At 72.1% G+C, this 17,468-nt stretch carries 13 protein-coding genes; 12 read left to right on the top strand and 1 reads right to left on the bottom strand.

Going from position 1 to position 17,468, the window contains the following annotated elements; genetic code table 11:
• Nucleotides 1–49 precede the first annotated feature (49 nt).
• The 9 genes from OG948_RS12440 to OG948_RS12400 all read left to right on the top strand — a co-directional run bounded on the left by OG948_RS12440 (nucleotide 50) and on the right by OG948_RS12400 (nucleotide 12,287).
• The gene (locus OG948_RS12440; protein ID WP_406300242.1) at nucleotides 50–922 is read left to right on the top strand and encodes a TIGR03936 family radical SAM-associated protein; all 873 of its coding nucleotides are present in this window, start codon (nucleotides 50–52) and stop codon (nucleotides 920–922) included.
• A 203-nt stretch (nucleotides 923–1,125) separates the two neighbouring features.
• Entirely contained in the window at nucleotides 1,126–4,674 is a 3,549-nt protein-coding gene (locus OG948_RS12435; RefSeq protein WP_406296214.1) for an Rne/Rng family ribonuclease, read from the top strand.
• A 209-nt stretch (nucleotides 4,675–4,883) separates the two neighbouring features.
• The gene (gene rplU / locus OG948_RS12430; RefSeq protein ID WP_406296212.1) at nucleotides 4,884–5,198 is read left to right on the top strand and encodes a 50S ribosomal protein L21; all 315 of its coding nucleotides are present in this window, start codon (nucleotides 4,884–4,886) and stop codon (nucleotides 5,196–5,198) included.
• A gap of 11 nt (nucleotides 5,199–5,209) precedes the next feature.
• Complete coding sequence (gene rpmA / locus OG948_RS12425; RefSeq protein ID WP_020550744.1) at nucleotides 5,210–5,464, top strand: 50S ribosomal protein L27; 255 nt, start codon at nucleotides 5,210–5,212, stop codon at nucleotides 5,462–5,464.
• Nucleotides 5,465–5,575: 111 nt separating this feature from the next.
• Complete coding sequence (gene obgE / locus OG948_RS12420) at nucleotides 5,576–7,018, top strand: GTPase ObgE (RefSeq protein ID WP_395862898.1); 1,443 nt, start codon at nucleotides 5,576–5,578, stop codon at nucleotides 7,016–7,018.
• A 118-nt stretch (nucleotides 7,019–7,136) separates the two neighbouring features.
• A complete protein-coding gene (gene proB / locus OG948_RS12415; RefSeq protein ID WP_406300241.1) occupies nucleotides 7,137–8,240 on the top strand; it encodes a glutamate 5-kinase in 1,104 nt (367 codons plus the stop codon).
• Between the two features lie 117 nt (nucleotides 8,241–8,357).
• On the top strand, nucleotides 8,358–8,687 hold the full coding sequence (locus OG948_RS12410; protein WP_406296210.1) for a hypothetical protein: 330 nt from the start codon (nucleotides 8,358–8,360) through the stop codon (nucleotides 8,685–8,687).
• Between the two features lie 151 nt (nucleotides 8,688–8,838).
• Complete coding sequence (locus tag OG948_RS12405; RefSeq protein ID WP_406296208.1) at nucleotides 8,839–10,551, top strand: ABC transporter transmembrane domain-containing protein; 1,713 nt, start codon at nucleotides 8,839–8,841, stop codon at nucleotides 10,549–10,551.
• Nucleotides 10,548–12,287, top strand: coding sequence for an ABC transporter ATP-binding protein (locus tag OG948_RS12400; RefSeq protein ID WP_406296206.1), 1,740 nt, complete (start codon nucleotides 10,548–10,550; stop codon nucleotides 12,285–12,287). Before OG948_RS12405 ends, OG948_RS12400 begins: the two co-directional genes overlap by 4 nt.
• A 256-nt stretch (nucleotides 12,288–12,543) precedes the next feature.
• On the opposite strand, the gene OG948_RS12395 is transcribed toward OG948_RS12400, so the two are convergent.
• A complete protein-coding gene (locus OG948_RS12395) occupies nucleotides 12,544–14,094 on the bottom strand; it encodes a fatty acyl-CoA synthetase (protein WP_406296205.1) in 1,551 nt (516 codons plus the stop codon).
• 127 nt (nucleotides 14,095–14,221) lie between these two features.
• Between OG948_RS12395 and OG948_RS12390 the strand changes: the two genes are divergently transcribed.
• From OG948_RS12390 to OG948_RS12380, 3 genes are all read left to right on the top strand, one after another.
• The gene (locus OG948_RS12390) at nucleotides 14,222–15,484 is read left to right on the top strand and encodes a glutamate-5-semialdehyde dehydrogenase (RefSeq protein WP_406296203.1); all 1,263 of its coding nucleotides are present in this window, start codon (nucleotides 14,222–14,224) and stop codon (nucleotides 15,482–15,484) included.
• A 204-nt stretch (nucleotides 15,485–15,688) separates the two neighbouring features.
• Entirely contained in the window at nucleotides 15,689–16,351 is a 663-nt protein-coding gene (locus tag OG948_RS12385; RefSeq protein WP_406296201.1) for a hypothetical protein, read from the top strand.
• Nucleotides 16,352–16,416: 65 nt separating this feature from the next.
• Entirely contained in the window at nucleotides 16,417–17,466 is a 1,050-nt protein-coding gene (locus OG948_RS12380; protein WP_406296199.1) for a hypothetical protein, read from the top strand.
• Nucleotides 17,467–17,468 lie beyond the last annotated feature (2 nt).

Genomic DNA, 17,468 nt, shown 5'->3' with positions numbered 1-17,468 from the left:
CGCTTGGATCGACTTCTGCCCACCCACTTGAGCCAAGGACTGAGCGAAACTGGCACGACGTACGCCCGAGGGACCGCCGCCCGCGCCGACGGTCCAGCGACTGCGCCTCCGGTACACCAAGCGCGGCCGCCTCCGGTTCACCAGCCACCGGGATTTTCAGCGCGCGTTCGAGCGGGCCCTGCGTCGGGCGGAAGTGCCGATGGCCTACTCCGCCGGTTTCACCCCCCACCCCAAGGTGTCCTACGCGGGAGCGGCGCCCACCGGCGTCGCCAGCGAGGCCGAGTACCTCGAGATCGGCGTGGCCACGCACTGTGACCCGGCTCGACTGCGAGACCTGCTCGACGCGTCGCTGCCGAGCGGTCTCGACGTGCTCGAGATCGTCGAGGCACACGGCGGCAACCTGCCCGAACGCCTCGAGGCGTCGGTCTGGGAGCTGCTTCTCGCCGGGGTCACCCACGAGGAGGCCGAGCGGGCGGTCGGCGTGTTCCTGGCCGCGGAGACCGTCGAGGTCCAGCGGATGAGCAAGAACGGAATGCGCACATTCGACGCCCGCGAGGCGGTGATCGCGCTGACCGTCACCACCCCCGACGGGAACGACGCAGGTCACCCGGGTGTCGATGCGGGTAGTGCCGCACCTTGTGCGATACTGCGACTGGTTGTCCGGCACACCACACCCGCCGTTCGACCCGACGACGTTCTGTCCGGTCTTCGCATGGTCGCCGAACTTGTTACGCCCACCGCCGCCGCGGTCACCCGCCTGGCGCAGGGGCCGCTCGACACCGCGACCGATTCGGTGACCGACCCGCTCGCGCCCGACCGCGCAGCAGCATCGGCGGTGGAGCACACCTCGCAGGGGGACGAGGTACTCCGGACCGGCCCGCAGGGCGGTGCAGAACCCGTCGTCGAAGCCTCGAATCGGTGACGACCGGGTACACGAGGCCCAAGGCTTGAATTTCCGACAGACTTATCGCCCGGTCACGGCCGCAAGGCCGGGACCGGCGAGTGAGAGAGAAGCTTCCGCGCGGCGCCCTGCGTTGGAGCGCCCGGAAGCGTGACGGGAGACAGACCCGCATGCTCGACACCGAGCCCAACGACACGCCTGAGACATCAGGTACACCCGGGGTTGTGAACTCCGGTACTTCCGACAACGACAACAGCACAAAGGACGACACGGCCACGACGCCGGCACCCCGCCGCCGTCGCAGGGCCGCCAGTCGACCCGCAGGACCACCGAGCGTGCCCTCTGCCGAGGCCGCGCCGGTTCCGGCTGCCGTGACACCCGAGGTTGCCGAGCCCTCCTACGAGGAGGAGCCGGAGGCCGAGGAGGCCGCGGTGGTCGAGCCCGAACCCGAGCCCGAGCCGGAGGCCCCGCGACGTGCGCGGCGCACCCGCAAGCGGGTGACCGCGCCGGTGACCGACACGGCCGAGGCCGCGGCCGCACCGGCGGAGGCCGTCGAGGCCGCGCCGGCCGAGGTCGAGCCGGAGCCCGAGGAGGCACCCCGGCGGGTCCGGCGTACCCGCAAGCGGGCGGCGGTCGCTCCCGAGGCGACCCCGGACGAGGTCGTGCCCGAGCCCGCTCCCGAGCCGGCCCGGGCCGAGTCCGGGCAGCCGGAGACCGAGGCCGAGCCGGCCGAGGAGGCGCCGCGGCGCACCCGGCGTACCCGCAAGCGGGCGGTGCCCGCCGCCGAGGCGATCGAGGAGACCCCCGTCGTCGAGGCCGAGCCGGTCGTCGAGGCCGCGCCCGAGCCGGAGCCCGAGGCCGCGCCCGAGCCGCGTACCCGCAGTGGTCGCAAGACGCCGCCGCCGGTGTTCCAGCCGCTGTTCCAGGCCCCGCAGGCGGCCGTCTTCGCCGAGCCCCAGCGCGCGGCCGAGCCGACTCCGGCGCCCGCCGCCGAGCCCGAGACCGAGACCCGCACCGAGTCGGACGAGCCGCGTGGTCGGCGTCGCCGGCGCCGTGCGCTGCCGGTGGACGAGGTGCACACGGCGGCCGAGGCCGAGCCGCAGGACTCGCGCTACCAGGACGAGCAGGAGCGGCACGTGGGCCGCGCGGTCACCGCGACCGAGCAGCCCGAGGCCGCGCAGGAGCCGGAGGGCTCCGAAGCGCACGAGGACGACACCGAGGGCGACCGCCCGACCCGTCGCCGTCGGCGCGGCGGTCGTCGTCGCCGCGGTCGCGGCGACGACGGTGCCGAGGAGCACGGCTCCGACGAGGACGGCGAGCAGCAGGCCGAGGGCGTCGGCGACGGTCCCGACGACGACGAGGACACCGACGAGCCGGGCGACCCCGGGGCGACCACGAGCAGCCGGCGCCGGCGTCGGCGCCGCCGTCGTGACGGTGCGGCCGACGACGTCGCGGCCGAGCCGCAGGACGACCCCGAGCGCACCGTGGTCAAGGTGCGCGAGCCGCGCAAGCGCGAGGCGCTCAGCGAGAGCCCCACCGACGAGGTGCAGGGCGTCAAGGGCTCGACCCGCCTGGAGGCCAAGAAGCAGCGCCGCCGCGAGGGGCGCGAGCAGGGCCGTCGGCGGGTGCCGATCATCACCGAGTCGGAGTTCCTGGCTCGCCGCGAGGCGGTCGAGCGGGTGATGGTCGTCCGGCAGAACGGCGAGCGCACCCAGATCGGCGTGCTCGAGGACGACGTGCTCGTCGAGCACTACGTCAGCCGCAGCCAGGACAACCAGTCCGCGTACGTCGGCAACGTCTACCTGGGCAAGGTCCAGAACGTGCTGCCGTCGATGGAGGCCGCCTTCGTCGACATCGGCAAGGGCCGCAACGCGGTGCTGTACGCCGGCGAGGTCAACTTCGAGGCGGCGGGCTTCAGCGGCCCGCGCCGGATCGAGGCCGTGCTCAAGCCCGGCCAGTCGGTCCTGGTACAGGTCACCAAGGACCCGATCGGCCACAAGGGCGCCCGGCTGACCAGCCAAGTCTCGCTGCCCGGTCGGTACCTGGTCTACGTGCCCGAGGGCACCATGACCGGGATCAGCCGCAAGCTCCCGGACACCGAGCGGGCGCGGCTGAAGACCATCCTCAAGAAGATCGTGCCGGAGAACGCGGGCGTCATCGTGCGCACCGCCGCCGAGGGCGCGACCGAGGAGGACCTGACCCGCGACGTGACGCGGCTGCAGGCGCAGTGGGAAGAGATCAAGAAGAAGTCCAAGATGATCACGACCAGTTCGCCCTCGCTGCTGTACGGCGAGCCGGACATGACGGTTCGGGTCATCCGCGACATCTTCAACGAGGACTTCTCCAAGCTGATCGTCTCGGGCGACGAGGCGTGGGACGTCGTCCACGACTACGTCGGCCACGTGGCCCCCGACCTGGCCCCGCGGTTGTCGCGGTGGACCAGCGAGGTGGACGTCTTCGCGACGTACCGCATCGACGAGCAGCTGATGAAGGCGCTGGACCGCAAGGTCTGGCTGCCCAGCGGCGGCTCGCTGGTGATCGACCGCACCGAGGCGATGGTCGTGGTCGACGTCAACACCGGGAAGTTCACCGGTCAGGGCGGCAACCTCGAGGAGACGGTCACCCGCAACAACCTGGAGGCGGCCGAGGAGATCGTCCGCCAGCTCCGGCTGCGCGACCTCGGCGGGATCATCGTCGTCGACTTCATCGACATGGTTCTGGAGGGCAACCGCGACCTCGTGCTGCGGCGCCTGATGGAGTGCCTGGGCCGGGACCGGACCAAGCACCAGGTCGCCGAGGTGACCTCGCTCGGCTTGGTCCAGATGACCCGCAAGCGGGTCGGCCAGGGTCTGCTCGAGGCCTTCTCGGAGAACTGCGAGCGGTGCAACGGGCGCGGCGTGATCGTGCACATGGACGCGCCGGAGACCAAGGGGCACGGCAACAGCGGCCACAACCACGGCGGCAACGGCAACGGGGCCTCCGCCGGTTCCGGGCGGCGCAAGCGCAACAAGGGCGGCAACGCCGACAAGAACGGCAGCGGTCCGATCACCGAGATCGTCGACACCGACGAGTCGACCGACCTGGACGGCCCGGAGCTCGACGACGTCGCGGTGGACACCGAACTGCCCGAGGTCGCCGCGCTCGGCTCGGTCGAGCCGGTCGAGGTCGCCGAGGCGATCGAGGCTGTGGAGACCGCCGAGACGGCCGAAGCCGCCGAGGTTGTCGTCGAGCCGGAGCCGGCCCCGCCGGTCGAGGCTGAGCCGACCGCCGAGGTCGTGGCCGAGGCGCCGGTGATCGAGGCCGAGCCGGTCGAGGTCGACGTCGTGGAGGCAGCCGAGGCCGCCGAGGAGGCCGAGGAGACCCCCGCGCCGGCCAAGCGGGTACGCAAGACCGCCGCCAAGAAGACGGTCGCCAAGAAGGCCGCGGCCAAGACCGCGCCGGCGAAGAAGACCGCCGCAGCCAAGACGCCTCGGAAGTCGGCCAAGAAGGTCGCCGCCGAGGCCGCCGAGGCCGCGGCGGCGAGCGAGGCGCCGGCCGAACAGCCGGTCGCCGAGCCGACGCCGGAGCCTGCCGCGAAGGGGACCAGGGCCACGAAGGCCGCGGCCAAGGCCAAGGCGCAGGCCGCCGAGGCCCCGGCCGAGGTCGAGCCGGCCAAGCCCGCGAAGGCCGCCGCCAAGCCGCGCAAGACGTCGCGGCGGGCGACCCGGCCCGCCGGTCCGCCGGAGGGTGCCGTGGACGGCGCCGAACCGGTTTCGGCGGCGAGCGGAAGCTGAGTCACGACGGGTCCGTCCCGGGGGCGAACCCCGGGACGGACCCGTTTGGCCTTCGCCCCCGGGCATCCTGTAACCTTTGCCCTTGGTGTGCTTAGGCACAGGCTCCTGAGCAACCACCCTCCGGATCGCAAGCTTCGGAGGAGGCCCCCGATTTCTGTTCGGTGTGGCTGGCTTCAGGGGCTCGGACCCTGCAGAGAGAGAGATCCACGGTGTACGCGATCGTTCGCGCCGGTGGCAGGCAGCACAAGGTTGCCGTCGGTGACGTCGTCCAGGTCGACCGCATTCGCGGTGCGGCGGGCACGGCAGTTGAGCTTCAGGCCATCCTCGTCGTAGACGGTGAAGCCGTGACGAGTGACCCGTGGGTCCTCGCGGGTGTGAAGGTGACGGCCGAGGTCGTCGATCACCTCAAGGGCAAGAAGATCGACATTCTGAAGTACAAGAACAAGACCGGTTACCGCAAGCGCATGGGTCACCGCCAGCAGCACACCCAGCTCAAGATCACCGGCATCAACTCCGGGAAGTAGGGAGAAGCGACATGGCACACAAGAAGGGTGCATCTTCCACCCGGAACGGCCGTGACTCGAACGCTCAGCGTCTCGGCGTCAAGCGCTTCGGCGGCCAGGTCGTCAACGCCGGCGAGATCATCGTCCGCCAGCGCGGTACGCACTTCCACCCCGGCACCAACGTCGGCCGCGGTGGCGACGACACGCTGTTCGCGCTGTCGGCCGGCGCCGTGCAGTTCGGCACCGCGCGCGGTCGTCGCGTCGTGAACATCGTCCCGGCGGAATAATCACGCCGCGGCATTCGCTTTGACACCCGAGGGCGGACCCCATGCGGTCCGCCCTCGGGTGTTTGTCCACAGTGTTTCGCTCCCCGCTCGGGGAGCCGAGGAGGAATCTACGTGACGACCTTCGTCGACCGCGTCGTGCTGCATGTCGCGGCGGGTAACGGGGGCCACGGCGTGGCCTCCGTCCACCGGGAGAAGTTCAAGCCGCTCGGCGGCCCCGACGGTGGGAACGGCGGGCGGGGCGGCGATGTCACGCTGGTCGTGGACGCCAACACCACCACACTGCTCGAGTACCACCACCACCCGCACCGCAAGGCCACCAACGGCAAGCCCGGCGCCGGTGCCAACCGCACCGGTCCCAACGGCGCCGACGTGATCCTGCCCGTGCCGGACGGCACCGTGGTCAAGCGACTGCTCCCCAACGGCGACGAGGAATTCGTCGAGGACCTGGTCGGCAACGGCGCCAGCTACGTGATCGCCCAGGGCGGTCGCGGCGGCCTGGGCAACGCGGCGCTGGCCTCCCCGCGCCGCAAGGCCCCCGGCTTCGCGCTGCTCGGCGAGCCCGGCGAGGCCGGCGACTTCGTCCTGGAACTCAAGACCGTCGCGGACGTCGCGCTCGTGGGTTACCCGAGCGCCGGCAAGTCCTCGCTGATCGCCACGCTCAGCGCGGCGCGCCCCAAGATCGCCGACTACCCGTTCACCACCCTGGTGCCGAACCTGGGCGTGGTCACCGCCGGCGACGTGGTCTACACCGTCGCCGACGTGCCCGGGCTGATCCCCGGCGCGAGCGAGGGCAAGGGGCTGGGCCTGGAGTTCCTGCGGCACGTCGAGCGGTGCAAGGCGCTCGTCCACGTGCTGGACTGCGCGACGCTGGAGCCCGGCCGCGACCCGATCAGCGACCTCGACACGATCGAGGCCGAACTGAAGGCGTACGGCGGCCTGGAGGACCGGCCGCGGATGGTCGCGCTGAACAAGATCGACGTGCCCGACGGCAACGACCTCGCCGACATGGTCAAGGCCGAGTTGGAGGGGCGCGGGCTCCAGGTGTTCGCGGTCTCCGCGGTCAGCCGGGCGGGCCTGCGCGAGTTGTCCTTCGCGATGGCCGCGCAGGTGCAGGGCGCGCGCGACGCCGCGCCGGCGCCGGAGGCCACCCGGATCGTGCTCCGGCCGACCGCGGTCGACGACAGCGGCTTCACCGTCACCCGGCGCGACGAGGCCTTCATCGTGCGCGGGGCCAAGCCCGAACGCTGGGTGCGCCAGACCGACTTCAGCAACGACGAGGCGGTGGGCTACCTCGCCGACCGGCTCGCCCGACTCGGTGTCGAGGAGGCGCTGTGGTCGGCCGGCGCCGTCCCCGGTGCCGAGGTCGTCATCGGCGACGACGTCACCGGCGTGGTCTTCGACTGGGAGCCCACCGTGGCGGCCGGCGCGGAGATGCTGGGCCGACGCGGCGAGGACCACCGCCTGCAGACCCACCGCCCGGCGGTGGACCGGCGACGCGAGCGCGAGGCGATCGAGACGCAGTACGAGGAGTTCGACCCGTTCTCGGACTCGTGACCGGCGGGCGCTCCTCGGATGATGGTGATTCCTGAAGATTCCGGGTGATTCCGGATGCTTTCGAACGGGGAAGGCAGGGCCTGAAGTGCTCACTGGGGCCGGCGCGGCGCGCGAGGACGTGACCTCCGCGCGCCGCATCGTGGTCAAGGTCGGTTCGTCCTCGTTGACGACCGCCCAGGGGGGCCTGGACGCGGATCGTGTCGACGCCCTCGTGGACGTGATAGCGGCCAAGCAGGCCGAGGGGGTCCAGGTCGTCCTGGTCTCCTCCGGCGCGATCGCCGCCGGGTTGGCCCCGCTCGGACTGGCCCGCCGACCACGCGACCTGGCCACCCAGCAGGCCGCCGCGAGCGTGGGCCAGGGGCTGCTGGTGGCCCGCTACACCGCGTCGTTCGCGCGCTACGGCCTGCGGGTGGGCCAGGTGTTGCTGACCGTCGACGACGTCACCCGGCGCGCGCACTACCGCAACGCCTACAACACGCTGGACAAGCTGCTGGCGATGGGCGCGGTGCCCGTGGTCAACGAGAACGACACGGTGGCCACCGAGGAGATCCGGTTCGGCGACAACGACCGACTCGCCGCGCTGGTCGCCCACGTCGTGCACGCCGATCTGCTCGTGCTGCTCTCCGACGTGGACGGGCTCTACGACGGCGACCCGGCCAAGTCCACCTCCTCGCGGGTTCCGTTCGTGCACGGCCCCGAGGATCTCGAGGGCATCGAGATCGGCAAGGCCGGCAAGGCCGGTGTGGGTACCGGCGGCATGGTGACCAAGGTCGAGGCGGCGGGCATCGCGACCTCGGCGGGTATCCCCGTGGTGCTCACCGCGGCCCGCTTCGCGTCCGACGCGCTGGCCGGCAAGGACACCGGAACGCTCTTCCACCGCACCGGAGTTCGCACCGCCGACCGACTGCTGTGGCTGGCCCACGCGAGCACCGCGCGCGGTCGACTCACCCTCGACCCCGGTGCGGTGAGGGCCGTCGTCGAGCGGCGCAGCTCGCTGCTGCCCGCCGGGATCACCGGTGTCCAGGGCGGTTTCGTCGCCGGCGATCCGGTGGACCTGGTTGACGAAAACGGTCACATCGTGGCCCGCGGACTGGTCAACTTTGATGCGAAGGAACTGCCGGGCCTGTTCGGGCGATCGACCCGAGAGTTGGCCCGGGAGTTGGGTCCGGCCTACGAGCGCGAGGTCGTCCATCGCGACGATCTGGTGCTGCTGCGCCGCTGAGCGACGACCACGGAAGATCAGCAGCTCGCCGACGGGAGGCCGGCCGTGCCGGAGCGTGGGGACCGCCCCTGGGGACAGCCCAACACGAGGGCGGAGGCCGACGACGGCGCGGGCCGCATGTGGCACATTACGCTCACCCTCGCCGGCAAGCCGGGTGATCCCGAGGACGTGCGGCGGGCGCTGGAACGGCTCGCCCACGAGCACCCGTTCCTGCTCGCCGGACGCTACGCGGCCGACCACGCGGAGGTGCGGTACTGGGAGGAGGCGCCCAACCTGCACGACGCGGCGGCGATCGCGATGCGGCTGTGGGGCGAGCATCGACAGAGCGCGGGACTGCCGCCCTGGGAGCTGATCGGCCTGGAGGTGGTGGACCGCCAGACGTACCAGACGCGGGCCGGCGCGCCGGCTCCGCTGCCGGTGCAACCGGGCCGGGTGCAGCCCTTCTAGCGCCGGTACCGGCCGCGTTCGGCCTGCGTCCGGCGGCGGGGCCGGATCTCGTCCCGGGCCGGTTTCGGGCCGTCGCGGGCCGCGCGCCGGCGTGGGTGTCGGTGAATAATGCGTGGCCCGAAAAACTCTCGCGCGTTAGCGTCGCGGGACAATGCGTAAGTTTCCCGTCGCCGACCCCGGCGATCCCGATATCCGGTCGGCGGGCCGATTCCTGATCTGGCTCGCCGCTCGTTGTCGCCGGACGATCACCATGGGCATCCTGTGGGCGTCGGTGTGGATGGTCGCGCAGGCGCTGATGCCCGCCGCGGTCGGCCGTGCGATCGACGCGATCGAGGAGCGCGACGAGCGGGGACTGCTCGGGTGGTCCGGCGCGCTGTTGGGCATCGCGGTCCTGATCGGCTTCACCGGGATCATGCGCCACCGCAACGCGGTCGCCAACTTCCTGGACGGCGCGTTTCGTACGATCCAACTGGTGACCCGGCACGCGTCCCGGCTCGGTGCCGCGCTCCAACGCCGGATCGCCTCCGGCGAGGTGGTCGGCGTGGGCACCTCGGACGTGGACGCGATCGGCTCGATGCTGGACATCACCGCCCGCGGCTGCGCGTCGGTGGTCACGCTCGGCGTGGTCGCGGTGGTGCTGCTGAACATGTCGGTGCCGCTGGGCCTGCTCGTGCTGATCGGCGTGCCGCTGCTGATGGGCCTGGTCTCGCTGCTGCTGCGTCCGCTGCACCGACGTCAGAACGACTACCGCGAGCTGCAGACCGGCCTGGCCGATCGGGCCGTGGACATCGCCTCCGGCCTGCGGGTGCTGCGCGGGATCGGCGGCGAGCGCACCTTCGGCGCCCGCTACCGGCGCGAGTCGCAACAATTGCGGGTGGCCGGCGTGCGTACCGCCCGGGTCGAATCCCTGCTGGAGGCGGCGCAGTTCCTGGTGCCCGGTTTCTTCGTCGCGTTCGGCACCTGGCTGGCCGCCCGGTTCGCGCTGGACGGTCGACTGACGGTCGGTCAGATGGTGTCCTTCTACGGCTACGCGGCGTTCCTGACCGTGCCGCTCTCCACCCTCACCGAGGCCGCCGACCGGATCGTGCGCGGCCATGTCGCGGCCCGGCGGGTCACTCGTGTGCTGGCCCTGGAACCGGGCGTGAGCGACGCCGCCGAACCCGTCGCGTGGCCGCCGCCCGGCGACCTGGTGGACCGGCGCTCGGGCCTGGTGGTCCGGCCCGGCGCGCTGCTGGGCATCGCCTGCGAGGACCCGCAGGACGCGCCGGCGCTCGCCGATCGGCTCGGCCGCTACAAGGACGCCGACGTGCTCTACGGGGACGTGCCGCTGGCCGACCTCGCGCTCGCCGACGTGCGTGCGCGGATCCTGGTCGCGCACCACGACGCGGGCCTGTTCTCCGGTCCGTTGCGTCGCGAACTGACGCCGGGCGACGGCGAAACGGGTGATCTCGCGGCGGCGGTGCGGGTGGCCTGCGCCGAGGACGTGATCGACGCGCTGGATGAGGGGTTGGACACCGAGATCGCGGCGCGCGGCCGGGAGTTCTCCGGCGGCCAGGTGCAACGCCTGCGGCTGGTACGGGTGTTGGTCGCGGATCCGCAGACGCTGGTGCTGATCGAGCCGACCAGCGCGGTGGACGCGCACACCGAGGCGCGGATCGCGGACCGGCTCGCCGCCCATCGCCGCGGTCGCACCACGGTGGTCGCGACCACCAGCCCGCTCGTCCTGGACACGCTGGACGAGGTCGCCTATATGGAGGACGGGAAGGTCATGGCGGTCGGTCCGCATCGTGAACTGCTGGCCGGCGAACCGAGGTACGCCGCACTGGTCACCCGGGTCGACGACGAAGAGTTGGAGGACGCGTGAGCGCGCGGGAACTGCTGCCGATCGCGCCGGCCGCCGAGGTGGGCCGGCACGCGGTGCGGCTGCTGCGCGAGCGGCGTCGGGATCTGATCCTGACCGTGCTGTTCTACGCGCTCGCCGCGGTGGCCGGTCTGGTCGCGCCCCGGCTGCTCGGGGTGTTGATCGAGAAGGTCCGCGCGGACAGCCCGACCCGCACGATCGACCTGCTGGGCTTGGGCATAGCCGGCGCGCTGTTGCTCCAGGTCCTGATCGTGCGGCAGGCCGCGGTGGCCGCGGCGCGGCTCGGCGAGGGGCTGCTCGCGCAGGTGCGCGAGGAGTTCGTGGACCGCATCCTGGACCTGCCGCTGTCCACCGTCGAGCGGGCCGGCTCCGGCGACCTGCTCGGGCGGGCCAACCGGGACGTGGCCGCGATGTCGCGGTCCGCGCGGCGGGCGGTGCCGTCGGTGCTGGTCGCGGCGGTGACGATCGTGCTGACCCTGGTGGGGTTGTTGCTGCTCAACCCGCTGCTGGTGCTGCCGCTACTGATCACGGTGCCGCTGCTGATCCCGGTCACGTACTGGTATCTGCGCCGCGCGCCGGCCGGCTACCTGCGCGAGAACGCGGCGTGGGCGCAGGTGACCGACTCGCTCGCGGAGACGGTCGAGGGTGCGCGCACGGTCGAGGCGCTGCGGCTGGCCGACCGGCGCCGGCGGCGTGGTGACGAGGACGTCGCGCAGGCGTACGCGGCCGAGCGGTACACGCTGTGGTTGCGCACGATCTGGTTCCCGGCGGTCGACTTCGGCTACGTGTTGCCGGTGGTGGCCACCACGGCCTTCGGCGGCTGGGCGTACCTGCACGGGTGGGCCTCGCTCGGCGAGGTGGCGACCGCGGTGCTGTACGTGCAACTGATCATCGGCCCGATGGACGAGTTGCTGAACTGGCTGGACGAGGTGCAGATCTCGGCGGCCTCGCTGGCCCGGCTGCTGGGCGTGGCGGACGTGCCCACGGATCGCGAACCCACCGACACGAAGCCGGTGGACGAGACGCTGACCGCGCGCGACGTGCGGTTCGCGTACTCGGCGGGCCGTGAGGTGCTGCACGGGATCGACCTGACCATCGAGCCCGGCGAGCGGATCGCGGTGGTGGGGCCCAGCGGGGCCGGGAAGTCCACGCTGGGCCGGTTGTTGGCCGGGGTCAACGCGCCGACCTCCGGCGACGTCCGGGTGGGCGGGGTGCCGCTGGTGGGCCTGCCGCTGGACGAACTGCGCGGCCGGGTCGCGTTGGTGACGCAGGAGCACCACGTGTTCCGGGGCACGTTGCGGGACAACCTGCTGTTGGCCCGCGAGACCGCCTCCGACGACGAGGTGGTGGCCGCGTTGCGTGCGGTCGACGCGGACTGGGTGGCGGGGTTGCCGGCCGGGGTGGACACCGAAGTCGGGCCGAAGGGGCATGAGTTGACCGCGCCGCAGGCGCAACAGTTGGCGCTGGCCCGGTTGGTGTTGGCCGATCCGCACACGTTGGTGCTGGATGAGGCGACCTCGCTGATCGATCCTCGGGCGGCGCGGCATCTGGAGCGGTCGTTGGGCGCGGTGATCTCGGGGCGGACGGTGATTGCCATCGCGCACCGGTTGTATACGGCGCATGACGCGGATCGGGTTGCGGTGGTGGAGGGCGGGCGGATCACCGAGCTGGGGAGTCACCGGGAGTTGATCGCGGCGGACGGTGCGTATGCTGCGCTTTGGCGCTCTTGGCATGGGTGAGCCGGTTTGGGCTGGGTTGGCCTCATGCGCCGGCCGGGCTGGTGTGCTCATGCGCCGCACGGGCTGGGTGGCCTCATGCGCCGGCCGGGCTACTTGGCCTCAAGCGCCGGCCGGGCTGGTGTGCTCAAGCGCCGCACGGGCTGCTTGGCCTCAAACGCCGGCCGGGCTGGTGTGCTCAAGCGCCGCACGGGCTGCTTGGCCTCAAACGCCGGCCGGGCTTAGTGGCTGGGTGCTTCGGTGGTGTTTGTGGGGTGGGTCAGGGGTTGGTGGTGGACAGGGTTGCGTGTTGTTCGCGGAGTTGGCGTTTGAGGATTTTGCCGCTTGGGTTTTTGGGGAGGGACTCGGCGATTACCACGTATTTGGGGACCTTGAAGCCTGCCAGGTGGGCTTTGCAGTGGGTGATCACCTGGTCTTGGGTGATCGCTTCGCCGGGGCGGGGGACCACTACGGCGGTTACGGCTTCGATCCAGTAGGGGTGGGGGACGCCGAAGACCGCGGCTTCGGCTACGGCGGGGTGGGTGTGGATGGTTTCTTCCACTTCGCGGCCCGCCACGTTTTCGCCGCCGGTCTTGACCATGTCCTTTTTGCGGTCGACGACGGTGAGGTAGCCCTCGTCGTCGAGTACGCCGAGGTCGCCGCTGTGGAACCAGCCGCCGCGGAAGGCCTCGGCGGTACGCTCGGGGTCGTTCCAGTAGCCCAGCATGGTGTGCGGGCCCCGGTGCACGATCTCGCCGACCTCGCCGGGCGGCACCGGCCGGTCCTGTTCGTCGACCACGATGGTCTGTACGTTCAGCCCCGCGCGCCCGGCCGATCCGGCCTTCCGCTCCTGCTCGTCCGGGCCCAGGATGGTGGCGACCGGCGACATCTCGGTCTGGCCGTAGAAGTTGTACAGCCGCAACTCGGGTAGCCGGCGCCGCAGTTCCGCCAGCACCTCGACCGGCATCGCGGCCGCGCCGTAGTAGCCCTTGCGCAGGCTGGACAGGTCGCGCGTGTCGAAGTCGGAGTGTCGCAGCAGCGCGATCCACACGGTCGGCGGGCAGAACAGCTTGGTCACCCGCTCGCGTTCGACGGTGGCGAGCAGCGTGGCCGGATCCGGCGCGGGCAGGATGATCGAGGTCGCGCCGAGGTAGACGTCCGGGGTCAGGAAGCAGTGCAGTTGAGCGCAGTGGTAGAGCGGCAGCGCGTGGATCTCCACATCGTCGGCGGCCATCCCGCCGTCGATGATCGCGGTCGCGTACTGGGCGATCAGATTGCGGCTGGTCATCACCGCGCCCTTGGGGCGGGACTCGGTGCCGGAGGTGTACATGATCTGCACCGGATCGTCGTCGTCCAGTTCGAGCTCCGGCACCGGGCCGCCCTCGGCGAGCAGTGCCGCGAACGGTTCCCAGCCCGGGGCCGCCGGACCGAACACCACGCGCAGCGCGTCGCGGCCGGCCAACGCGGCGTCGGCGGTGTCGGTCAGCTCGGGGCCGGCCAGAACGGCGGTCGCGCCCGCGTGCTCCAGGACGTAGCCGACCTCGGGCGCGGTGAGCATGAAGTTGACCGGGACCGAGATCGCGCCGAGCCGGGCCAGCGCGAAGTACGCGACCGCGAAGCCGTGCGAGTTGCGGGCGAGCAGGACCACCCGGTCGCCCTTGCCGATGCCGCGCGCGGCGAGCGCTCCGGCGGCCTTCGAGACGGTGTCGTCGAATTCGGCGTAGGTCTGGCGCAGCTCGCCCGCCACGATCGCGAGCCGATGCGGGAGGCGGGCGGCGGTTCGCGCGAGCAGGTCGGCGACGCCGTGCCGGCGGGCCTGTACAGCGGTCACGGATGGCTCCTTGCCTCTGTGCAGCACGTGAAGGCGTCATTGTGTCCGGCACGGCCGCCGGGCGGAAGCGTCTCGACCGCTGAAATCCTCGTGTTGATCATCGATGCGCCTAGGTAGGCTTGCCGGTATGACCAGCAGCGAAGCCTCCGCAGTCCTCGACACCGCCCGTCGCGCCCGGGAGGCCGCCGCCGTCCTCGCGCCACTGACCCGCCGGGCCAAGGACGACGCGCTGCTCGCGCTCGCCGACGCGCTCGTGGCCCGCTCGGCCGAGATCGTGGTCGCCAACACCGAGGACGTCGAGCGGGCCCGGGCCAACGGCACCGGCGAGGCGATGATCGACCGGTTGACCCTGACCGACGAGCGGATCGCCGCGATCGCCTCCGACGTGCGCGACGTGGTCGGCCTGCCGGACCCGGTCGGCGAGGTGCTGCGCGGCTCGACCCTGCCCAACGGTCTCGAGCTGCGCCAGGTGCGGGTGCCGCTCGGCGTGGTCGGGATCATCTACGAGGCCCGCCCCAACGTCACCGTGGACGGCGCCGCGCTGTGCCTGAAGTCGGGCAACGCGGTGCTCCTGCGCGGCTCCTCGTCCGCCTACCGGTCGAACACCGCGATCGTCGCGGTGATGCGGGACGCGATCGTCGCGGCCGGGCTGCCCGCCGACGCGATCCAGTTGGTGCCGGGCGAGACGCACGACTCGGTGAAGGAACTGATGACCGCGCGCGGCCTGGTGGACGTGCTGATCCCGCGCGGCGGGGCCGGCCTGATCCGGACCGTGGTCGAGGGCTCCACCGTGCCGGTGATCGAGACCGGCGTGGGCAACTGCCACGTCTACGTCGACGCGCAGACGGACCTGGAGATGGCGGTGAACATCCTGGTCAACTCCAAGGCGCACCGGGTCAGCGTGTGCAACTCGGCCGAGACGCTGTTGGTGCACCGGGACGTGGCGGACGCGTTCGTGCCGCTCGCGCTGGCCGCCCTCGAGGACGCCGGCGTCACCGTGCACGGCGACGCCGCGGTGCAGGGGTACTCGGCCGACGTGGTGCCCGCCGTCGACGCCGACTGGGACACCGAATACCTGTCGTACGACATCGCCGCCGCCGTGGTGCCCTCGCTGCACGACGCGGTCGCGCACATCCGCCGGCACAGCTCCGGGCACACCGAGGCGATCGTCACCACGTCGCAGGCCGCGGCCCGCGAGTTCGTCAGCCTGGTCGACTCGACCGCGGTCATGGTCAACGCGTCGACCCGGTTCACCGACGGCGGCCAGTTCGGCTTCGGCGCGGAGATCGGCATCTCCACACAGAAGCTGCACGCGCGCGGCCCGATGGGCCTGCCCGAGCTGACCAGCACGAAGTACGTGGTCACCGGCGACGGCCACGTGCGCTCCTGAGTGGTCGCCGGCGACGGCCACAGGCGCTCCCGAGCGGTCGCCGGCCACGGTCACGTGCGCTCCCGAGTTGTCGCCGCGGCGACGGTCGGGTGCGCTCCCCGATCCGGGATCGGCAGGCCCGGGGCGACTTCGATCGTCCTCGGGCCGCCGACCGGTCCGATGATTCGGTATCCATCGGGGTGCCTGCGGTAATACTGTCTAGGAGTGCCCGAATCACCAGGGCCAGAGTTCCCGGACGGCCCAGACTTTCCCGAGTTCTCGGAGGACGAGCTCTCCTCCGTCGTCTTCGACGAGTCGTTCGTGCGCGCCGCCCGCGTGCACGAGCCCTCGGCGAACGAGCGTGGTGCGGCGGTCGATCCTGCGCCGACACCCACACCGGCCGCGCCCGAGCGGACCGACAAGAAGGCCGAACAGGCCGAGCGTTCCGACTGGTTCGACGACGGGACGTATCCACCCGACGGCGAGGACCCGTGGCGGGCCCGCACCGTCTCCTCCTCCGACCCCGGCCCGATGTTGCCGCACGTGCCGACCTGGTTCGCGGGCGAGCCGTGGGCCCGGGCGCGGGGCGCACGCTGGCGGCGCGGAGTGGCCTGGGTGCTGGCCCTGCTGATGGGCGTCGGCGTGGTGGCGATGGCGGTGACCGCCGTCTACCGCAGCGGATCCTCACAGGGCCCCACCGCTCCCCGGCAACCGTCGGTGGACTCGGGCCGGAGCGCGACGACGGACAACAACCCGGTGTTCGCGCCGCTGCCCGGACAGGACACGTCACAGGTGCGGATCACCGTTCCGCCCGGTGACTCCGGCGCCGCGGACAGGTCCGCACCGGTGCCCTCGGTGCCCGCCGCGGCCCGTTCGGGGCCCGGCTGAGCCCCGGTCGCAACCCCTTCTCCGGGTACGTATGCACCCGCTCGCGGGCGACCTAAGCTGGGAGTATGTCCGGACGGGGAGTGCCCCCCGAAGGCCCGAACCGGGGTGGGCCCGACGGCGAGGACGAGTTCAGCGCCGTCGTCTTCGACGCGACCTTCGTGCGCGCGGCGGGACTGCACGAGCCGTCGGCACGCGAGCGGATCCACGGGGGCAAGCGACCACACCGGCAGCGTCGGGTGTTCGGCGTGCGGGTGCGCACGCTGCGCGGCGCTCTGGGTGCGTTACTCGTGTTGTCGGTGATCGGCGGCGCGAGCTTTCTGGGCGCACGGCGGGCCGCCGTGCCCGGGCCGCGGTTGGAGATCGGTCCGGCGGTGCTGCATCGGGTCGCGCTGCTGCCGCCGGTGGGTTACGCGCCGGGTCCGCTGCCCGCCGACCCGATGTCGGCCGGCCCGGCCGCGAGTTGGGCGCAGGGCGCGGCCGGGATCGTGGTCGGCGAACCCCGCGCGACGGCGCACTTCTCGGCCACGCGGGTGGGACAGGCCCTGAACCTGGTCCGCGAGTTCGTGGTGGGCACCCAACTCGACCCGACCGTGCTCGCGGGCGGTCGGCCGTGGGCCGCGCTGCCGCTGCTGCGCGCCGAGCAGCGCGATCAGCTCGGCGCGGCGCTGATCGCCCCGCGCGACGACGACACGTTCGCGCCCACCGGGTGGATCACCCGATTCGATCCGACCGCGGTCAAGGTTGTGGACGCGCCGATACGGGTCAAGGGCACGCTCGCCGCCGCCGAACACGCGCGCGCGGATCTGGTGGTCACCGCCGACGTGGTGTTCGTCTACGCGGTGGCCCAGGTCGGTGGCCCGGGGTGGACCCGCTTCGTGCTGCACCGGGTGTGGGACTTCCACCTGGACGAGTCGATGTTGCGCGACGGCCTGCTCCAGGTGCGGCGGATCCTGACCGTGGCCGGCCCGCAGGGTTGTGACGTGGACGGTTCGCTGTGGTTCCGGCCCGCGTTCACCGGTCCGGCGCCGACCGACGCGCCGCCGGCGGCCGAGCGGGTGGATCCGTTCCGCTCGGCCCCGGCCGGCACATGCGCCCGGCTGGTCGGGCTGCCCTGACG

It is taken from the genome of Embleya sp. NBC_00888 (assembly GCF_045207655.1).
In the GTDB taxonomy this organism is placed as follows: domain Bacteria; phylum Actinomycetota; class Actinomycetes; order Streptomycetales; family Streptomycetaceae; genus Embleya.
This window is presented reverse-complemented; position numbering and strand designations above follow the sequence as displayed.

Excerpts from the sequence above, each read along its gene's own strand:
- OG948_RS12410 (WP_406296210.1), top strand. The coding sequence starts at position 8,358 with ATGTGGCACATTACGCTCACCCTCGCCGGCAAGCCGGGTGATCCCGAG.
- rpmA (WP_020550744.1), top strand. The coding sequence starts at position 5,210 with ATGGCACACAAGAAGGGTGCATCTTCCACCCGGAACGGCCGTGACTCG.
- OG948_RS12405 (WP_406296208.1), top strand. The coding sequence starts at position 8,839 with ATGCGTAAGTTTCCCGTCGCCGACCCCGGCGATCCCGATATCCGGTCG.
- OG948_RS12390 (WP_406296203.1), top strand. The coding sequence starts at position 14,222 with ATGACCAGCAGCGAAGCCTCCGCAGTCCTCGACACCGCCCGTCGCGCC.
- OG948_RS12380 (WP_406296199.1), top strand. The coding sequence starts at position 16,417 with ATGTCCGGACGGGGAGTGCCCCCCGAAGGCCCGAACCGGGGTGGGCCC.